Raw genomic sequence first — 18,476 nt, forward strand, 5'->3', positions numbered from 1 at the left:
TCGGCCCTCCCCCTGCCCGACCGGGGGCCCGGGAACCTCAGACGCACGAGCCGAAGGGCTTGAGATCAGTTGGGTGACAAGCACGTCGTCCGGTTCGAACCGGTCGGCATCGAGATCGAGGTCGACGAGGACCAGACCATCCTGCGCGCCGCGGCCGAGCAGGGTGTGCAGCTCATGCACGGCTGCAAGGAAGGGCAGTGCGCGGCCTGCAAGTCGTTCGTCCTCGAGGGTGAGGACATCGAGCTCGACAGCTACTCGACCTTCGCGCTCCCGGACTACGAGAAGGAGGAGGGGCAGACCCTGCTCTGCCGGGCGCATGCCTACGAGGACCTGACCATCGAGCTCCTCAACTACGACGAGGAGATCATCCGCAGCGGGCTCCCGCTGCGGACCGGCACCGTCGAGGTGATCGCGAACGAGCCGGTGACGCACGACATGCGGCACCTGGTCGTGAAGCTCGTGGAGCCCGAGGAGATCAAGTACTTTCCCGGGCAGTACATGGACTTCGTGGTGCCGGGCACGGGCGAGACCCGGTCGTTCTCGATGGCGAACACGCCCAACCGCGACGGGCTGTTCGAGTTCGTGATCAAGATCTACCCCGGTGGACTGTTCTCGGAGTACCTCGCCGACAAGGTCCAGGTCGGGGACCACATCCAGGTGGAGGCCCCGTTCGGCACCTTCACCCTCCGCGAGACCCGGACGAACGACCTGGTCTTCGTGGGGGGCGGCGCGGGGATGGCGCCGATGCTCGGGCTGCTCCGGTCGATGGCTGAGCGGGGGGTCGAGCGCAAGGTCACCTTCTACTACGGCGCTCGCCGCCGCCACGACCTGTGCTTCGCCGATGAGCTGGTGGCGCTGGGCGGGAGGTTGACCAAATTCTCCTACGTCCCCGCGCTGTCCGAACCGGCCGAGGACGACGGATGGGACGGGGAGACGGGCCTGATCACCGAGGTCGTCCGCAGCCGTGAGTCCACGCTGAAGGGAGTGGATGCCTATGTCTGCGGTCCGCCGCCGATGGTGGACGCGGCCATCGCGACGCTGACCGCTCTGGGTGTGACCGAGAACCAGATCTTCTACGACAAGTTCACCACCACGGGTGAACCAGAAGGCGAGGACGGCCAGTGACCACCACGGAGACCCCGAGTGAGCGCCCCGAACGCAGCGTCCCGAAACCCGTCTTCACCGACGCGGAGGCCGGGGCGCGGGAGTTCCCCGACTCCGGCGCGAGCGCGCGTCGGTACAACTACTTCGCTCCGGCGAAGCGCAAGCAGACCCACTACGAGGACGTCACCGTCGAGGTGCAGCCCGACCCGCGGCACTACCTGACGCAGGGTTGGATCTACGGCTTCGCCAACGGTGAGACCGGCTACCCGTTGCACTGGACGAAGCTCAAGGCATGGGGGGTCGACGAGCCCGAGCCGCAGCGCGGGATCGGCACGGGCGGCCTTCCGGTGGAGAACTGGCCGGCGCACGGCTGGCACGAGTTCCGGGACCCGAACGAGGAGTGGGAGCAGAGCCTCTACCGGTACAACGCCAACGTCGTCCGGCAGCTGACCCAGAACGTCGAGAACGCCCGCAACGCGAAGGCGTTCACGATGTGGTCCCCGAACTGGGTGCGTTTCGTGGAGCGCCACGTCGGTGCGTGGATGCACATCGAGCACATCCTCGGCCTGTACGTGTTCGCCTCGAACGAGCGGTCCGCTCCGACGAACATGCACAACACCGCGCTCGCCGCGAACAGCACCCGCAAGATCCGCTTCGCCCAGGACCTCGCGCTCTACAACCTCACCCTCACCGAGGAGATCGAGGGGTTCGACGGCACCGCCCACCTCGACGCGTGGAACAACGACGCGGAATGGCAGGGCGCGCGCAAGGTCACCGAGGCCCTCACCGCGATCGAGAACGACTGGGGTGAGGCGATCTTCGCCGCGAACGTCGTGTTCGAGCCGCTGATCGGTGAGCTGTTCCGCAGCAACCTGGTGATGCAGTCCGCGGCACCCAACGGCGACTTCGTGACCCCCACGGTGATGGGTGCCGGCGAGTACGACTTCGCGCAGCGCGACCTGCGCTGGACGATCGCCTGCTTCGGGCCGCTCGTGCAGGACCGCGAGTTCGCCGACCACAACAAGCGGCTGATGTCGGGCTGGCTCGCCAAGTGGGTGCCGCAGGCACTGGAGGCGGCCCGCACGATGCAGCCGCTGTGGTCGGCGGTCGACCACAAGCCGCCGCGTTTCGAGGACAGCCTCGACCGGGTCAAGAACCGGTTCGCCGGGATCTGCAGCGATCTCGGACTCGACACTCCCGAGGAGCTGAAACTGTGACGACCACAGGGGCCGAGAACCGCTTCGCGGTCAACAACACCGCGTCGAACATGTGCGGGTTCACCTTGATGAACAGCCAGGTCGGCGTGCTCATCTCGACGGTGCTGACCCGCCTGGACAACGTCAAGGTGACCCACCTGCCTTCGATGATCCGCGTCGACGGCGAGGGCAAGTTCGAGGTCCTGTACTCCGACATCGACGAGGAGGCGGGCGAGGAGGAGGGCTGGTTCAACGCGGCCGAGTTCGAGGAGGCCATGTCCACCCACTACGGCCGGATGGTCCACCTCGACGACCGCACGATCATGTTCGCCAACCCCGAGGACGCAGCCGAGTACATCGACTTCGACCTCAAGCCCATCTCGTAGTTCGGTCCGGGCCGCCGTCCCCTCGCGGGCGGCGGCCCGGCCTTCGTTGATCCGCACCCGCGCCGCAGACCAACGTCTCTGGAGGTCCCCGCAATGGCCAAGGAACTGAGATTCGGCGAGGAAGGCCGCCGCCTGCTACAGGCCGGCGTCGACCAGCTCGCCGAGGCCGTCAAGAGCACCCTCGGCCCGAAGGGCCGCAACGTCATCCTGGAGAAGATCACGGGGTCCCCCGAGGTCACGAACGACGGTGTGACCATCGCGCGCGAGATCCACCTGCGTGACCCGTTCGAGAACATGGGCGCCCAGCTGGTGAAGGAAGCCGCGGTCAAGACCAACGACACCGTCGGCGACGGCACGACCACCGCCACCGTCATCGCGCAGGCCATCGTCCAGCAGGGGATGAAGGCGATCGCGGCGGGTGGGAACCCGGTGCTGGTCAAGCGCGGCATCGACATGGCGGTCGGGGCGCTCGTGGAGCGGCTCGCCGCGGTGGCCCATCCCGTGTCGACGGAGGAGGACTACGCGCGCGTCGCCGCGATCTCCGCCAACGACGACAACGCGATCGGCCGGGCCGTGGCACGGGCGTTGCACACCGTGGGCGACGACGGCGTGGTCACCGTCGAGGACACGCCGGTACTGGGCCTCGGGGTGTCGTTCGTGGAGGACTACGAGTTCGACAACGGCTACGTGACGCCGTACATGGTGACCGACCCCGGCACGCTCCGGGCGATCGTCGACGACCCGTACATCCTCTTCTCGGCCGAGAAGATCAAGGACGTGCAGTCGATCATGCCGGTGCTCGACAGGATCATGCGGGCGGAGCGCCGCCCGCTGGTGGTCATCGCGGAGACGGTCGAGGGCACCGCCCTGCAGATGCTCGTGCACAACCACGTCAACCGGACCTTCCAGTCCGTCGCGATCAAGGCGCCGGGGTTCGGGGAGAAGCGCATCCACCTGCTCGAGGACATGGCGGCCCTGTGCGGGGGAAAGGTGCACAGCCGCAGCTCCTCGTTCGCGCTCGAGCAGATCACCACCGAGCACCTCGGCCGGGCCAGGCAGGTCCAGGTGACGAGCGACAGCACCACCATCATCGGCGGCGCCGGGGACCGCGAGGCACTCGAGATGCGGCTGGCCCAGCTGCGCGCCGAGCTGGCGCGGGCCACGATCGGCACCGACGAGGACTTCTTCTCCTCGCGTATCGCGCGGCTCTCGGGCAAGGCGGCGATCATCTCCGTCGGGGCGCCCACGAACGCCGAGGCCAAGGAGGTCCGCCACCGCGTCGACGACTCGCTGCAGGCCACGCGGGCCGCGATCGCGGAAGGCATCGTGGCGGGCGGTGGCTCGGCGCTGCTGCACGCCGAACCCGTACTCGACCGGCTCGATGTCGCCGGGGACTACCGGATCGGTGTCGAGATCGTCCGGAGCGCACTCTCCGAGCCGGTGCACCTGATCGCCTCCAACGCGGGCTACGACGGGGACGAGGTGGTCAAGCAGGTGGCCGCCATGGCCGTCGACGAGGGGTTCGACGCGCTGGAGGGCCGTTACGGGGACATGGTGGAGATGGGCATCATCGACCCGCTGCGGGTCGTGCGCTCAGCGCTGCAGAACGGCGCGTCGGTCGCCGGCCTGATCCTCACCACCAACTCGCTGGTGGCCGAGGAGGTCACGCCCTGGAACAAGTCGCTGATGACCGAGTTCGGGCCTCTCGACGAGGGGATCCCGCAGCCCTCACCGGACTCCAGTACTCCGCAGTCCATGGGCCTCGGGCCGTCGGTCGGCTAGTACCGCCGCCATGTACACCGTCGGGGGGCAGCGGATCCTCGTCGTCGACGCCCAGGTACACGTGTGGGACGCGAGCCCGCACAACCAGGCGATCCCGGACGGCGAGGCCTACGCCACGGACCTGTTGCGCAGGCACCAGGAGCTCGACGGTGCCGGCGTGCCGCCACACGAGGTGGAGCGCGTCTCCGAGCACAGCCTGAGGCGTGACGTCTTCGAGGGCGGTCACGTCGACCGGGCGGTGCTGCAGCCCGTGGTGCTCGGCGACCTGTTCGTGCTCGGCTTCAGCCCGCTGGAGTGGCATGCCGAGATGGCGGGCTGGATGCCCGGCCGGTTCGTGCTGAGCGGCGAGCTCGACCCCGGCGGGGGGCAGCCGGGGGCGCGCGGGCTGGGGCCACGGGTCCGGCGGTTCGACCTGCGCGGGCTGACGCTGTGCGAGCGGCGTCGTCCCGCAGGCCGGTTGCGGCTGGGTGAGCCATGGCTGCGCCGCACCCTCGCCCGGTGCGGTGCGGCCGGGGCGGACGTCGTGCACATCGGGGTGGGCCCGTCGACGCTGCCCGCGCCGTGGCGCCGCGACGACGGCGGCACCCCGCCGCGGCCACCCGGCGCGGGGCGGGACCGTCCGCCCCGGGTGCCGGGCTGGGCGGAACCTGTGCGGGCGGGCTCGGCGCTGCCCGCGCGTACGAGGGAGGCAGAGCGGGTGGCCCCCGCGGGCTTCGACGCGGGGCAGTTCCGTGCGCTGGCCCAGGCACTCCCCGGCGTCCGGTTCGTGCTGGGAGCGGGATGCCTGCCCGAGCAGCGGCTGTGCAGGCTGGCCGAGCTGCCGAACGTGTACGTCCTGCTCACCGAGATCCTGCCGTGGATCGGGTCGGAGGACTTCGCCCACGCGTTCGGCGCGCTGCTGCGGGCCTTCGGGGCCGACCGGCTGCTGTTCGGCAGCGGGTACCCGCTGGTGCGGCCCGGCCGGCTGGTGCGCGAGCTCGCGGCCTACCGGTTCCCCGACGAGCTGCGTCACCGCTACCCGCGCTTCGACACGTCGGCGAAGCGGGCGGTGCTGGGGGACAACGCCGCGCGGCTGTACCGGATCGGCCGTCCCGTGTCGGCGTCCCCGGTGGTGGCAGCCGGAGCGTGAGACCCGGCGGCCACCGGGTCTCCCGCTCAGTGCGGTTTCGGCCCGGGGATCACCGGCATCGTCGCGAACCCGTTCATGAGCACTCCCGGGGCGGCGGGCACGTCCTGCGGCGGCACGGCGAGGCGCAGGCCGGGGAACGTGGTGAGCAGGCTCGTGAGCGCGATGCGGGCCTCCAGCCTGGCGAGCGGCGCGCCCACGCAGAGGTGGATGCCGTAGCCGAACGCCAGGTGCTGACCGGGCGGACGCGTCACGTCGAAGTCCTCGGCGGCGGGGCACGCCATCGGGTCCCGGTTGGCCGCGAGCAGGGCCACCCGGACGTGGGCACCGGCCGGGATGGTGGTGCCGGCGATCTCGACGTCGTCCGTGGTGACGCGCTCCGTGGCGGTCTGTACCGGACCGTTGAAGCGCAGCGCCTCCTCGATGACTGCCGGCACCCGCTCGGGCTCGGCGCGCAGCAGGTTCCAGGCGCCGGGCGTGCTCAGCAGGGCGTGCACCGCGCTCGCGATGAGGTTCACCGTGGTCTCGTGCCCGGCGACCAGCAGCAGTTGCATCATCGAGGTCAGTTCGTCCTCGCTGAGCCGGTCGCCGCCGTCGCGCGCCGCGATCAGCGCCGTGACGAGGTCATCGCCCGGTTCCGCGCGCTTGAGGGCGATGAGCTCGCGGAGGTAGTCCACGAACTCGGTGAGCGCAGCAGAGAGGGCTTCAACCCCCATAACCATGCCGTTGACGATCACCTGCGACCATGTCCCGAAGTCTCCCCGCCGATCCTCCGGAACTCCGAGGAGCTCGCAGATCACGGCCACCGGAAGCGGGTAGGCGAACTCCTCCAGCAGGTTGAAGGGGGAGCCCCGGTCGGCGAGTGGTGCGAGCAGTTCGTCGGTGATCTGCTGGATCCGCGGTGCGAGCCGCTCCACCTGCCGTCGGGTGAAAGCGGCCGTCACCAGCTTGCGCAGCCGGGCGTGCCCCGGTCCGTCCATGCTCAGCATGGAGCTCTCGGTGGCCGCCCGGAGCGCCGGATCCAGCAAGTGGGCCAGGGGTGTTTCGGCCGCGGCGATCCGTGGGTCGGTGAGCGCCGCGCGCGCCTCCTGGTAGCCGGTGATCAGCCACATCTGCGCGCCGTGGGGCAGGGTCACCTCGTGCACCGGACCCGAGCGGATCAGCTCGGCGTATGCGCGGTGCCGATCGCACATATCTGTCGTCAGGAATGGGCTGGCCACGTGGTCAGTGGGCACGATGAACCTCGCAATCCGTCGCCGGCTCGTCCGCCGACAGTGCGAAATCGAGGGTACGGAAACAGTCTCGGCTCGGCGAGCTGCGCAAACTCCTCAGACGGCCCGAGAATGGTCGAACAGCCGGCTGGCAGTATTCATCGAACCGGATTGTCCGTTGCATTTTCGGCCCACCGATTCTGCGCCGGGCGGGTGGTGACGGGCAGTGCCCGCAGTGCGTTGATGAGCAGGCCGGGGTCGGCGAGGATCTCGTCCGCGGCGGGCCGCAGGTCCGGGAAGCGGGTGAGCAGGCTGGTCAGTGCGATCTGGCCCTCCAGCCGGGCCAGCGGAGCTCCCAGGCAGAGGTGGATGCCGTGGCCGAAGGCGATGTGCTGGTTGGGGGAGCGCGACAGGTCCAGGACCTGCGCGCCGGGGCGGCCCGGGTCGCGGTTGGCGGCCAGCAGGCCCACCAGCACGGTGTCGCCCGCCTCGATCGCGGTGCCGGCGAACTCGAAGGTCTCCACCGCGGTCCTCAGCGTGCTGGTCTGCACCGGACCGTTGAAGCGCAGCAGTTCCTCGACCGCGGCCGGTACCCGTTCCGGCTCCGCCGCCAGCAGCGCCCACGCCCCGTCCTGTGCCAGCAGCACGTCCACCGAGTTGGCGATGAGATTGACGGTGGTCTCGTGCCCTGCGACCAGCAGCAGGTACATCATCGACGTCAGCTCGTCCTCGGTGAGCTGGTCGCCGCCGTCGCGCGCGGCGACGAGTGCCGAGGTCAGGTCGTCAGCGGGCTGCTCACGCTTCGCCGCGATCAGGTCGTGCAGGTAGTCGACGAACGCGGTGGCGGCCTCGGCGTACGCCTCCAGCCCGATGACGGAGGCGTTCACGTCGGCCCACGACCACTTGCGGAAGTTCTCGCGCTTGGTCTCCGGGACGCCGAGCAGCTCGCAGATGACCGCGACCGGCAGCGGATAGGCGAACTCGGCGATGAGGTCGACCTCGGTGTCCGCGGCCCTGGCGGCCAGCGGTTCCAGCAGCTCGTCGGTGAGCTGCTGGATCCGCGGCGCGAGCCGGTCCACCCGGCGCCGGGTGAACGCTGCCGCCACCAGCCGCCGCAGCCGCCCGTGCTCCGGCATGTCGACGTTGAGCATGCTTCTGTTGATGGCCGAGCGCAGGGCCGGGTCCAGGTCATCGGCGAACGGCGGCTCCTTCTTGGCCAGCCGCGGCTCGACCAGCGCGGCCCGCGCCTGCTCGTAGCCGGTGACGAGCCATGCCGTCTCCCCGTGGGGAAGCGTCACGCGGTGCACCGGACCGGAGCGGCTCATCTCGGCGTACAGCCGATGGCGCTCCGCCATGTCGGTGGTCAGGAAAACGGATGCCGGCCCGTGGGCAGTGGACAACGGAACCCCCCGAAAAAGGACGCCGACACCGAATCGACGCCGCTCGGGCATGACTCGTCGACTATGGGGAGTCACGGTAACGGGCTGTTCCCGGTGAGTCCCTGTGACCAACGCCATTGCGGCCGGGTCAGTCGGAAACGTGCTCCGTGCCCGGAATCCTCGTCGGGTGGGAGATCGAGATCCGCGCCGTCTCGGGCATCAACAGGATCGGGATGATCGCCACCGCCGCGGCGCCCATCAGGTAGAAGGCGGGGATCGCCGTGTTGCCGGTACCGTCGATCAACGCGGTGATGACGAGCGGCGCGGTGCCACCGAACGCCGCCGTGGACGTCGAGTAGCCGATGGAGAAGCCGCCGTAGCGGTTGCGCGTGGGGAACATCGCCGGCAGCGCCGAGCCGATCGTGCCCAGCATCAGCACCAGCAGGAGCGCCAGGATCACCATGCCGAGCGTGACCGGCAGCGGGTCGCGCATCCCTATCAGCGCGATCGCCGGGTAGCTGAGCAGCAGGAACCCGACGGCCGACGCGAGCAGTACCGGCTTGCGTCCGATCCGGTCCGACAGCGCGCCGACCGGCGCGATCACGACCATCATCCCCAGCATCACGCCGATGATGACCAGCAGCGACTCGGTGTCGCTGATCTGCAGGACCTGCGTCAGGTACGTGGGCATGTACGTCAGCAGGGTGTAGACGGCGACGTTCAGCAGGATCACGAAGCCGATGAGGTTGAGGATCTGGGGCCAGACGGCTCGGACGACCTCGCGGAACGGGGCCTCGGCGGTCTCGCCCGCCTGGGCGGCGCTGCGGAACGCCGGGGTGTCCTCGAGCCGGTGCCGCAGGTAGAACCCGATGGCGCCGAGCGGCCCGGCGATCAGGAACGGGACGCGCCAGCCCCATGAGCTCAGCGCCTCGGGAGACAGCCCGAGTTGGACGGCCGTGGCGAGGCTCGCGCCCAGCACGTAGCCGGTGAGCGTGCCGAACTCGAGGAAGCTCCCGTAGAAGCCGCGTCGGCGGTCGGGTGCGTATTCGGCGATGAACGTGGCCGCCCCGCCGTACTCGCCGCCGGTGGAGAAGCCCTGCACGAGGCGGGCGACCAGCAGCAGGATGGGCGCGGCGATGCCGATCGTGGCGTAGCTCGGGATGAGGCCGATGCAGAACGTGGCGCCCGACATCATGATGATCGTGATGGCCAGCACCCGGCGCCTGCCGAACTTGTCGCCGAGCGGCCCGAGCAGCACGCCGCCGAAGGGCCGCAGCACAAACGGGATCGCGATGCCGGCGAAGACCAGCAGGGTCTGCGCGGTGGGGTCCGCGTCCGGGAAGAAGTTGAGCCCGATGCTCGTCACGAGATAGCTGTAGATGGCGTAGTCGAACCATTCGACGGCGTTGCCCATGGCTGCACCCGCCACGGCCCGGCGCACCGTCCGTTCGTCCGGCTGCGTCACGGTCTGTGACTGTTCGTCGACGCTCATTCTCGATCACCCTCGAGTTGGCACATGCCGCTCGACGCTAGTTCCGACGGGTGGCCGTCGCAGGACGGGCGAAAGGGGAGAGATCAGGTCGGAGGGGGCCATCCGGCGTCGAGCCGTGCCATGCCGTCGGACGGGGCCGACCACGCGTACACCCAGCAGGACTGCTGTCCGGGTGTCGCGGCCATCCGGACGCGGCGGTACTCGGGGCCCTCGTACTCGTCGAGCACCGGGAGGACGGCGGCCGGCTCGCGCAGCGGAACCAGCCAGCCGGGAGTGCGACCGCCGGTGCCCGGGAGCAACGCCGGGAACCCGCGTCCGGTGTCGAGCACGGTGCCGTCCACGGTGCCGCGCTGTGGGTCGCCGCCCAGGTACGGGGCGACGCGGTGCCAGGAGACGTCTCCCGGCTGCAGCAGCCCGTAGGTGAAGAGCGCGCCGGGCCACTCGTCGGGATGCGGGTCGCCGTGCACCGTGTCGGCGTCGAGACCGTCGCCGGGGGCCGGGTCCCCGGTCAGCTCGACGGCCGCGTCCTGAGGCAGGTCTGCGCAGCGGACCGGTGCGCCGCCGACGAGCAGCGGGCGCCGGGTGGCGGCGAGACCGAGGTAGCACCACGGCGAGTCGACCAGGGTCTGATCCTCGAGCCGTACCTCGCCGGTGCGCAGCCGGGCCAGGCGGAAGCGGTCGTCGCGACCTTCGCAGCGGTCCAGTACCGCGATCTGCTCCGGCGTTGCCAGCCACACGGCATGGTCCTCGACGGTGCCCGGCGAGGCGGCCAGCACGGCGGGGCGCTGGCCGTCGCGGTGTCGCAACCCGGAGGCCCAGACGGCGGCGACGTCACGGGTACGGGCCCGCAGCGCCACGACGGGCTCGGGGCCCAGTCCCAGCTCGCGGCGCAACCAGGTGATCTTGCCGGGGCAGCGGTTGGAGCCGTAGGCGAGCACGGGGATGCGCTCCGCGGCCGCAGCGGTGCCGCGGTCGGCCAGCCAGGTGTCCAGCGGTGTGCCGTCCTCGAGGGCCCAGCCCGCCCGCGGATGGGGGCGCAGGGGATGCGACACCTCGTCGAGATGCACGAACGAGAACGGAGGGACGGCGCCGGGGTAGGGATCGGCCGGGAAGTCGGCATCGGGCCAGGACACCCCCCGACCGTAACCCGATCACCCCGCGCTCCCGGCTCGCGGCGGAGCCGGGTGCTGGGCCGCACATGACGGGCCCGGGAGTCCTACGCTCGTCACGTGTTGCCACGGACGATCGACTGGGTGGACGGCCGGATCGTGCTGGTGGACCAGACGGCGTTGCCGGAGCTGCGCGTGGTCGAGATCGACACCGCGGACGGGCTCGTCGACGCGATCCAGCGGCTCGTCGTGCGGGGCGCCCCGGCGCTCGGTGCGGCCGGGGCTCTCGGTGTCGCGCTCGCGGCCCGGTCCGTCACCGGCGCCGGGCTGACCGCCGTCGCGGCCCGGCTCGCAGCGGCCCGGCCGACCGCGGCCAACCTCGCGGTCGGCGTGCGCCGCGCCATGGCGGCAGCGGCCGACGGCCCGGAGGCGGTGCTCGCCGCGGCACTCGTGGTGGTCGAGGAGGACGTGGCCGCCTGCCGGGCGATCGGGGCGAGGGGCGCCGCACTGCTCGCCGAACTGTGCGGGCCCGCCCCGCTCCGGCTGCACACGCACTGCAACGCCGGGGCACTGGCCTGCGTCGAGTGGGGCACCGCGCTGGGCGTGGTGCGGTCGCTGCACGAGGCGGGGCGCGTCGCCAACGTCGTCGCCGACGAGACGCGACCGCTGCTGCAGGGCTCCCGGATCACCGCGGTGGAGCTGGCCGAGATGGGCGTGCCGTTCCGCCTGGTCGTCGACGGTGCCGGCGCCTCGATCATCGCCCGCGGGCTCGTGGACGCCGTCGTCGTCGGCGCCGACAGGGTGGCCGCCAACGGCGACGTCGCCAACAAGATCGGTACGTACCCGCTGGCGCTGGCCGCCGCCCGGGCCGGCATCCCGTTCGTCGTGGCGGCCCCGGAGTCGACGCTCGACCCGGACACCGCCGACGGCGCCGCCATCGAGATCGAGGAACGCGCGGCCGATGAGGTGCTCGTCGTCGGCGGGACGAAGATGGCGCCCACCGGCAGCGCGGCCTGGAACCCGGCGTTCGACGTCACGCCTGCCGACCTGGTGACGGCCGTCGTCACGGAGGAACGGGTCTGGCGGCCCGGAGGGTGACGATCACGACCGGGATCTCCGGCGTGCCGTTCCGGTTGATGCTCGGTGCCACCGTGCTCGGGTTCAGCGGGTACGCCCTGCTGCTGCCGGTGGTGCCGCTCTGGGCGGTGTACGGAGGCGCAGGCGCGCTCGGAGCCGGAGCGACGACGGGCGTACTCATGCTGGTCACGGTCGTCACCCAGCTGGGCGTGCCGTGGCTGCTCGTGCGCGCCGGCCACCGCTGGGTGCTGGGCCTCGGGCTCGCACTGCTCGGCGCGCCGGCGCCGCTGCTCGCGCTCTCGCCCGACCTCGACCTGATCCTCGCCGTCTCCGCCGTGCGGGGGATCGGGTTCGGGCTGGTCACGGTGGTCGGGAGCGCACTGGTGGCCGAGCTCGTCCCGCGCGCCGAGCACGGACGGGCCGCGGGCCGGTACGGCCTCGCCGTCGGGCTGCCGCAGCTCGGGCTGCTCGCCGCGGGGGTGGCGGTGGTCGCCGAGCTGGGCTTCACCGTGGTCTTCGTGGCCGCCGGGGTGGCGCCGCTGCTCGGGGCGCTCCTCGTGCCCGCGATCCGGGTGCCGCGGGGCGAGGGTCCGCGCGCTCCCGCCGCGGCGGCCCCGGTGGTGTCTCCTGCCCGATCGGCGTTCGGTCCGTTGCTGGCCATGGTCTGCTGTTCGATCGCGCAGGGCGGGCTGATCACGTTCCTCCCACTCGTCGTGCCCGGCGCCGGCCTGCTCGTCGCGATGGCGTTGCTGGCCACGGCCATGGGCGCGCTGCTCGGGCGGCTCGCGGCCGGACACCTGGTGGACCGCCGCGGCTGGGGCGGCCGGCTGCTCGGGCCCGGGCTGCTGCTGGCGGCGGTCGGGATGGCGGTGGAGGCCGGTGTCGTGGTGCTGGGCGGCGGGACCCTGCTGGTCGTCGGGGCCGGAGTGGTGGGGGTGGGCTTCGGGCTGGTGCAGAACGACGCGTTGACCGCGCTGTTCACCGCCTTCGGCAGTGCCCGCTACGGCACGGCCAGCGCGGCCTGGAACATCGCCTTCGACGCGGGCACCGGGCTCGGTGCGCTGGGCCTCGGGGCGGTGGCCGAGCCCTTCGGCTACGGCGCGGCGTTCGCGCTGTCGGCCGTGCTGTGTGGCGCCGCCGCCGGAGTGCGGCGGAATGCCAGGTGGGGGCGGTGAGCATGGCAGGTGAACCAATCAGGTTCCCGGCGGTTGCTCCACCGCCCCCGGTAGCACCAAGGTGCTACATCGAGGCTCAGTGGCCGCGCGTGATCCACTCCTCCAGGTGGGGCAGCTCCTCGCCGATCGTGGTGGGGTCGCCGTGGCCCGTGCGTACGACCGTGTCGCCGGGCAGCGTCAGCAGCTTCTCGCGGATCGACTCGATGATCGTGTCGAAGCTGGAGTACGACCGTCCGGTGGCACCCGGCCCGCCGTTGAACAGGGTGTCGCCGGTGAAGACGGTGCCGAGTTCGGGCGCGTACAGGCAGGACGAGCCGGGGGAGTGGCCCGGTGTCTGCAGCACCCGCAGCTCCACCCCACCCGCGCTCACCACGTCGCCGTCGGCGAGTTCCCGGTCCGGCGGCCGGTTCGGGTGGGTCATCTCCCACAGCGGCGCCTCGGCCGGGTTGAGCAGGATCGGGGCGGAGAACCGGTCGGCCAGCGCGGGTGCCCGGTTCACGTGGTCGTCGTGCGCATGGGTGCACACGACGGCGACCACCCGCCTGCCGCCGACCGCCTCCTCGATCTTCAGCTCGTCGTGCGCCGCGTCGATGACGAGCACCTCGTTCTCGTCGCCGACGATCCAGACGTTGTTGTCGACGTCCCACGTGCCGCCGTCGAGGGAGAACGTCCCGGACGTGACGACGTGGTCGATGGGGCCGGGCGGGGTCACAACAGCACCACCGAACGCAGCACCTCGCCCTTGTGCATCTTCTCGAACGCGGCCTCGACGCCGTCGAGAGCGATCGTCTCGCTGACGAACCTGTCGAGAGGCAGCCTGCCCTGCAGATGCAGGTCGACGAGCATCGGGAAGTCGCGCGAGGGCAGGCAGTCGCCGTACCAGGAGGACTTGGTGGCGCCGCCGCGGCCGAAGACGTCGATCAGCGGCAGGTCGACCGTCATGTCCGGGGTGGGCACGCCGACGAGCACCACGGTGCCGGCCAGGTCGCGGGCGTAGAAGGCCTGCTTGAACGTCTCGGGCCGGCCCACCGCGTCGACGACGACGTTGGCGCCGTTGCCGTCGGTCAGCGCCTGTACGCCCTCCACCGCGTCCTGCTCGCGGGAGTTGATCGTGTGCGTGGCACCGAACTCCTTCGCCCACTGCAGCTTCCGCTCGTCCACGTCGATCGCGATGATCGTGGTGGCGCCGGCGAGCTTCGCTCCGGCGATCGCGGCGTTGCCCACGCCGCCGCAGCCGATGACGGCGATGGAGTCGCCACGCCCGACCTTGCCGGTGTTGATCGCCGCCCCGATGCCGGCCATCACGCCGCAGCCCAGCAGCCCGGCCACCTCCGGCTTCACCGCGGGGTTCACCTTCGTGCACTGCCCGGCGTGTACGAGTGTCTTCTCGATGAACGCGCCGATGCCGAGCGCCGGGGTGAGCTCCTGGCCCGACTCGAGCGTCATCTTCTGTGCCGCGTTGTGGGTGGAGAAGCAGTACCAGGGTTCGCCGCGGCGACAGGCGCGACAGGTGCCGTCGACCGCCCGCCAGTTGAGGATGACGAAGTCACCGGGTTCGACCTCGGTGACGCCTTCGCCCACGGACTCGACGATCCCGGCCGCCTCGTGGCCGAGCAGGAATGGGAACTCGTCGTTGATCCCGCCTTCGCGGTAGTGGAGGTCGGTGTGGCAGACCCCGCAGGCCTGCACCTGGACGACCGCCTCGCCCGGACCCGGATCCGGAACGATGATCGTTTCCAGCGAGACGGGCTCGCCCTTCTTCAGCGCGACGACCCCGCGGACCTGTTGCGGCATTGTTCGTCCTCCCCAACTCGTGTTCGGGTCTGTTCCCCCCGCGCAGCGTGCCATGGGTGAGGGCGCCAGGTAGGTTCCGGCTTGTGATCGACCGGGTGGACCACGGCGGCGATGAGGACCACGTCGCTGTGCTGCGGCTCGCACACGGTCCGGTCAATGCGATGGACCAGGAGCTGTGCGAGGCGATCGCGGAGCAGTTCCGAGCCCTCGAGACCGACCCCGCTCGTGCCGTGGTGATCACCGGAACGGGCCGAGCCTTCTCGGCAGGTGTCGATCTGAAGCGCATCCTCGACGAGGGCGTGCCCTACGTCGAGCGCTTCCTGCCCGCGCTGTCGGCGGCGTTCCTCGCACTCTTCCAGTTCTCGAAGCCCGTGGTCGCGGCCGTCAACGGGCATGCGATCGCCGGTGGCTGCGTGCTGGCAGCGTGCGCCGACGCCACGCTGATGGCCGAGGGGCACGGCCGGATCGGGGTACCGGAGGCCCGCGTCGGACCGCCGTTTCCGCGGCTCGCGATCGAGGTCCTGCGCCACGCCGTGGGTGACGTGGGCGCACGCAGGCTCATGGTCGGCGCCCTGACCTACACCCCGGCGGAGGCGCAGGCACTGGGGCTCGTCGACCGGGTGCTCCCGGCCGACGAGGTGCTCCAGCAGGCGGTGACCACGGCCAGGGCGCTGGCCACCGAGGTTCCGTCCGACACCTTCGCGCTGACCAAGGCTCAGCTGCGCCGAGACGCACTGGAACGCACCGCGCGCTACGCCGACGAGGACGCGGCGGTGACGGAGCTGTGGAGCCGCCGCGCCGCCGACGGCTGGACGGCGCGGTACCTGGAGTCCGTCACCCGGAGGTGAACGGGCCCGGATCGCCGCTCGTCACCGCCGCGTGAGCGTGGCGACCACGGCGTCCACGTAGTCGCGCTGTTCGGCGCCCACGGGCACGAGTTCGGGGCTGGCATCGGCGAGGTTCGTGTGCCCGAGGTAGGCCGTGTAGGCCAGCAGGCTTCGCCTGCGGGCCTCCTCCGGCGGGAAGCCGGCGGCTGTGAACAACCCGGTGACGTACTCGAGCCGCCGCTGGGTGACCCTGGCGAAGACGGGTGCCACCAGTGGGTGGCTCGCGTTGGCCTGGAGGGCGAGCAGCACGCTGTGGCCCGGCCGGTCGGCCGTCGCCGGCGCCAACGTCATGGTCATGAGGTAGCGGAGCCTGCTGTACGGGTCGGGGTCGGTATCGACCAGCGCGATGATCTCCTCGGTGTGGACCCGCTCCCATCGCAGCAGCGCCGCCTCCAGCAGCGCATCCCGGTTGCTGAAGTGCCAGTAGAAGCTGCCCTTCGTGGCGCCCAGCCGAGCGGCGATGGGCTCGACGGCCACAGCGGCGAGACCACCCCTGCCGAGGGCATCGAGGGCGGCTGCCGTCCAGTCGTCGGCCGCCAGTCGCTTCCGCTCCACCACATCCATACGCTACCGTATGGAGCGGCTCCATACGGCAGCGTACGGATGGTCGGTCCGGGCGCGATCCGGCCCGGTGAGCATGTCCGGCAGGGGGACACCCGGCCGCCCGGGCGAGAGGGGTCGCTCGGACGCCGCGGTGTCCCGTGGGGGCCTGGAGGTGGGGGATGGTCCGCAACGTCCACGAACGACTGGTGCCCGGCCCGCTCGCGGACGTGGGTCCGCTGCTCGACCGGCTCGGCGGCGCGGACGACCCGCTGTGGCCGACGCCCGGCTGGATGCCGATGGTGCTGGACGGCCCGCTCGCCGTCGGGACCACGGCCGGTCACGGGCCCGTCCGCTACCGCGTCACCGCGCACGAGCCGGGAAGGCGCCTGGAGTTCACCTTCGACCCGCGGACGGGCGTGCGCGGCACCCACACGTTCACCGCCGAGGCCGCCGGCCCGGACAGCACGCTCCTGCGCCACGACATGGTGTTCCGGCTCTTCGGCGTGACCCGGCTGACCTGGCCCCTCGCCGTCCGCTGGATGCACGACAGCGTTCTCGAGGAACTGCTCGACAACGCCGAGCGCGCGGTGGGTGCGCGTCCGGCCCGCCCGGCGCGACGGTCGCCGTGGGTCCGGCTGCTGCACTCCTTCACGGGGGTGCAGGCCCGGGCCGTCCCGGTGCCGGTCACACCCCTGCTCGCCGATGCGCTTGCGCGGGTCGACTGGTCGGACGCCTACGCCGTGCCGCGCAAGCGCAGCCGGGATGCTGTCGCGTTCGTCCAATGCATCCGGTGTCGCATCCCCCATGATCGACGCATGACGTGCACGACGGGACGGTTCGACCTCACGCGCTGGGACGAGGAGGTCCTCGACGAAGCGGAGGGCGCGAAGGTGGTGCGGGTGAGCAACTCGAAGACGTTCGAGGGCGGGATCTCGGGCACGAGCGACGCGGAGTTGCTGCAGGCGCTCGCGCAGGAGGGCTCCGCGGCCTACGTCGGTATCGAGCGGGTTCGCGGCGAGATCGACGGGCGCAAGGGCACCTTCGTGTTGCGGCACTCGGCGGCCGGGAGTGCCCGCGGCGGAGACTTCCGCGTGGACGTGGTGCCCGACTCCGCCACCGGCGACCTCAGGGGCCTGCGCGGCGAGCTCTCGATCGTCAAGTCCCCCGAGGGGGAGCACACCTACACGTTCGACTACGAGCTGCCCTGACGCGCATCAGTCACGCAGGGGCGCGGGCTCACCCAGCGCCTCGGCGATGAGCGGCGGGATCTCCCGCTTCCCGGAACCGTCGGTGGCGATCACGACGTAGACGGTGCGGCCTGAGCACGTGACGTCGCTGCCGTCGCGCCGCACCTCGTAGTCGAGCGCGAAGCTCGTGCGCCCGACCCGGGCGGTGGAGACCGCCACCTCGATCGCGTCCTGCCAGCCGACCCCCGATCGCCAGTCGATCTCCGAGCGCACGAGCTGCACGTCGTAGCCCGCGTCCAGCATCGCGCGGTACGGCAGTCCGCGAGCGGAGAGGAAGGCCGTCATGGCGTCGTCGAAGTACGCGAGGTACCAGGAGTTGAAGACCACGCCCTGCGCGTCGACCTCGAGGTAGCGGACCGACACCGGGTGCGTGAAGACGTCGCTCATGCCGCGCTGGTCAGCCCTTGTTCTCGTGTGTCCCGACGATCACGGCGCGGCCGAGGGTGTGGCTGAACAGGTTGAACCCGAGGAACGCGGGAGTGGCGCCCTCCGGAAGCCCCAGGCTCTCGACGTCGAGGGCGTGCACGGCGACGTAGTAGTGGTGTGGGCCGTGTCCGGGCGGCGGCGCGGCGCCGATGAAGCGCTTCGCCCCGGCGTCGTTCGTGAGCTGGACGGCGCCCGCGGGCAGGCCGGAACCTTCGTCGTCGCCTGCTCCGCCGGGGAGCGAGGTGACCGACGCGGGGATGTCGGCGACGGCCCAGTGCCAGAAGCCGGACGCCGTGGGCGCGTCGGGGTCGTACACGGTGACGGCGAACGAGCGGGTGCCGTCCGGGAAGCCGCTCCACTCGAGCTGCGGGGAGACGTCCTCGCCGCCAGCCCCCATGATCCCGCTCAGCTGGGGAGTGTCGAGTGGTCGGCCGTCGGTGACGTCCGTGCTCGTCACCGTGAACGACTCGACGCCGGGCAGCTCGTCATAGGGGTTGCGGCTCATCGTCCGTCCTTCCGTGAGGGATGGATCCGAGGGAGGT

18 protein-coding genes are annotated in these 18,476 nt (G+C 71.2%); 9 read left to right on the forward strand and 9 right to left on the reverse strand.

Annotation, left to right across the window (positions count from 1 at the left end):
* The first annotated feature begins 69 nt into the window (after nt 1-69).
* The 5 genes from AC5L35_RS21755 to AC5L35_RS21775 all read left to right on the forward strand — a co-directional run bounded on the left by AC5L35_RS21755 (nt 70) and on the right by AC5L35_RS21775 (nt 5,597).
* Nucleotides 70-1,125, forward strand: coding sequence for an FAD-binding oxidoreductase (locus AC5L35_RS21755; protein WP_495061504.1), 1,056 nt, complete (start codon nt 70-72; stop codon nt 1,123-1,125).
* Nucleotides 1,122-2,321: a ferritin family protein gene (locus tag AC5L35_RS21760; RefSeq protein ID WP_495061505.1), complete on the forward strand. Its 1,200-nt coding sequence runs from the start codon at nt 1,122-1,124 to the stop codon at nt 2,319-2,321. The genes AC5L35_RS21755 and AC5L35_RS21760 overlap by 4 nt, the downstream gene beginning before the upstream one ends.
* Entirely contained in the window at nt 2,318-2,686 is a 369-nt protein-coding gene (gene mimD / locus AC5L35_RS21765; RefSeq protein ID WP_407692254.1) for a propane 2-monooxygenase effector subunit MimD, read from the forward strand. Before AC5L35_RS21760 ends, mimD begins: the two co-directional genes overlap by 4 nt.
* A 93-nt stretch (nt 2,687-2,779) precedes the next feature.
* On the forward strand, nt 2,780-4,468 hold the full coding sequence (groL, locus tag AC5L35_RS21770; protein WP_495061506.1) for a chaperonin GroEL: 1,689 nt from the start codon (nt 2,780-2,782) through the stop codon (nt 4,466-4,468).
* A gap of 10 nt (nt 4,469-4,478) precedes the next feature.
* Nucleotides 4,479-5,597: an amidohydrolase family protein gene (locus tag AC5L35_RS21775; protein ID WP_495061507.1), complete on the forward strand. Its 1,119-nt coding sequence runs from the start codon at nt 4,479-4,481 to the stop codon at nt 5,595-5,597.
* A 26-nt stretch (nt 5,598-5,623) separates the two neighbouring features.
* Here AC5L35_RS21775 and AC5L35_RS21780 read toward each other — a convergent pair whose 3' ends face one another.
* From AC5L35_RS21780 to AC5L35_RS21795, 4 genes are all read right to left on the reverse strand, one after another.
* Nucleotides 5,624-6,829 carry a cytochrome P450 family protein gene (locus tag AC5L35_RS21780; RefSeq protein WP_495061508.1) on the reverse strand — a complete coding sequence of 402 codons (1,206 nt, stop codon included), beginning with the start codon at nt 6,827-6,829 and terminating at the stop codon, nt 5,624-5,626.
* Between the two features lie 134 nt (nt 6,830-6,963).
* A complete protein-coding gene (locus tag AC5L35_RS21785) occupies nt 6,964-8,160 on the reverse strand; it encodes a cytochrome P450 family protein (protein WP_495061509.1) in 1,197 nt (398 codons plus the stop codon).
* A 172-nt stretch (nt 8,161-8,332) separates the two neighbouring features.
* Nucleotides 8,333-9,676, reverse strand: a complete 1,344-nt coding sequence (locus tag AC5L35_RS21790) for an MFS transporter (RefSeq protein WP_495061510.1) — start codon at nt 9,674-9,676, stop codon at nt 8,333-8,335.
* 83 nt (nt 9,677-9,759) lie between these two features.
* On the reverse strand, nt 9,760-10,809 hold the full coding sequence (locus tag AC5L35_RS21795; RefSeq protein WP_495061511.1) for a gamma-glutamylcyclotransferase family protein: 1,050 nt from the start codon (nt 10,807-10,809) through the stop codon (nt 9,760-9,762).
* Between the two features lie 99 nt (nt 10,810-10,908).
* On the opposite strand from AC5L35_RS21795, the gene mtnA reads away from it, so the two are divergent.
* Together mtnA and AC5L35_RS21805 are read left to right on the forward strand one after the other, a co-directional pair.
* Nucleotides 10,909-11,883, forward strand: a complete 975-nt coding sequence (gene mtnA / locus AC5L35_RS21800; RefSeq protein ID WP_495061615.1) for an S-methyl-5-thioribose-1-phosphate isomerase — start codon at nt 10,909-10,911, stop codon at nt 11,881-11,883.
* Complete coding sequence (locus AC5L35_RS21805) at nt 11,880-13,037, forward strand: MFS transporter (RefSeq protein WP_495061512.1); 1,158 nt, start codon at nt 11,880-11,882, stop codon at nt 13,035-13,037. The genes mtnA and AC5L35_RS21805 overlap by 4 nt, the downstream gene beginning before the upstream one ends.
* A gap of 76 nt (nt 13,038-13,113) precedes the next feature.
* Here the strand turns inward: AC5L35_RS21805 and AC5L35_RS21810 are convergent, their stop codons facing one another.
* Together AC5L35_RS21810 and AC5L35_RS21815 are read right to left on the reverse strand one after the other, a co-directional pair.
* Nucleotides 13,114-13,749, reverse strand: coding sequence for an MBL fold metallo-hydrolase (locus AC5L35_RS21810; protein WP_495061513.1), 636 nt, complete (start codon nt 13,747-13,749; stop codon nt 13,114-13,116).
* Nucleotides 13,746-14,831: an S-(hydroxymethyl)mycothiol dehydrogenase gene (locus AC5L35_RS21815; protein ID WP_495061514.1), complete on the reverse strand. Its 1,086-nt coding sequence runs from the start codon at nt 14,829-14,831 to the stop codon at nt 13,746-13,748. Before AC5L35_RS21815 ends, AC5L35_RS21810 begins: the two co-directional genes overlap by 4 nt.
* Before the next feature lie 83 nt (nt 14,832-14,914).
* On the opposite strand from AC5L35_RS21815, the gene AC5L35_RS21820 reads away from it, so the two are divergent.
* Nucleotides 14,915-15,679, forward strand: a complete 765-nt coding sequence (locus tag AC5L35_RS21820) for an enoyl-CoA hydratase/isomerase family protein (protein ID WP_495061515.1) — start codon at nt 14,915-14,917, stop codon at nt 15,677-15,679.
* 21 nt (nt 15,680-15,700) lie between these two features.
* Here AC5L35_RS21820 and AC5L35_RS21825 read toward each other — a convergent pair whose 3' ends face one another.
* Nucleotides 15,701-16,276 carry a TetR/AcrR family transcriptional regulator gene (locus tag AC5L35_RS21825; RefSeq protein ID WP_495061516.1) on the reverse strand — a complete coding sequence of 192 codons (576 nt, stop codon included), beginning with the start codon at nt 16,274-16,276 and terminating at the stop codon, nt 15,701-15,703.
* A 164-nt stretch (nt 16,277-16,440) separates the two neighbouring features.
* Between AC5L35_RS21825 and AC5L35_RS21830 the strand changes: the two genes are divergently transcribed.
* Entirely contained in the window at nt 16,441-17,469 is a 1,029-nt protein-coding gene (locus tag AC5L35_RS21830; RefSeq protein ID WP_495061517.1) for a DUF3224 domain-containing protein, read from the forward strand.
* 6 nt (nt 17,470-17,475) lie between these two features.
* Here AC5L35_RS21830 and AC5L35_RS21835 read toward each other — a convergent pair whose 3' ends face one another.
* Together AC5L35_RS21835 and AC5L35_RS21840 are read right to left on the reverse strand one after the other, a co-directional pair.
* Entirely contained in the window at nt 17,476-17,895 is a 420-nt protein-coding gene (locus tag AC5L35_RS21835; protein WP_495061518.1) for an acyl-CoA thioesterase, read from the reverse strand.
* Between the two features lie 10 nt (nt 17,896-17,905).
* A complete protein-coding gene (locus AC5L35_RS21840) occupies nt 17,906-18,439 on the reverse strand; it encodes a YbhB/YbcL family Raf kinase inhibitor-like protein (RefSeq protein WP_495061519.1) in 534 nt (177 codons plus the stop codon).
* Nucleotides 18,440-18,476 lie beyond the last annotated feature (37 nt).

The sequence above is a fragment of the Pseudonocardia sp. OZ21 genome (genome assembly GCF_059359135.1).

Coding starts and splice junctions, on each gene's coding strand:
- groL (WP_495061506.1), top strand. CDS start 2,780: ATGGCCAAGGAACTGAGATTCGGCGAGGAAGGCCGCCGCCTGCTACAG.
- AC5L35_RS21775 (WP_495061507.1), top strand. CDS start 4,479: ATGTACACCGTCGGGGGGCAGCGGATCCTCGTCGTCGACGCCCAGGTA.
- AC5L35_RS21785 (WP_495061509.1), bottom strand. CDS start 8,160: ATGGCGGAGCGCCATCGGCTGTACGCCGAGATGAGCCGCTCCGGTCCG.
- AC5L35_RS21790 (WP_495061510.1), bottom strand. CDS start 9,676: ATGAGCGTCGACGAACAGTCACAGACCGTGACGCAGCCGGACGAACGG.
- AC5L35_RS21815 (WP_495061514.1), bottom strand. CDS start 14,831: ATGCCGCAACAGGTCCGCGGGGTCGTCGCGCTGAAGAAGGGCGAGCCC.
- AC5L35_RS21830 (WP_495061517.1), top strand. CDS start 16,441: ATGGTCCGCAACGTCCACGAACGACTGGTGCCCGGCCCGCTCGCGGAC.
- AC5L35_RS21835 (WP_495061518.1), bottom strand. CDS start 17,895: ATGAGCGACGTCTTCACGCACCCGGTGTCGGTCCGCTACCTCGAGGTC.
- AC5L35_RS21840 (WP_495061519.1), bottom strand. CDS start 18,439: ATGAGCCGCAACCCCTATGACGAGCTGCCCGGCGTCGAGTCGTTCACG.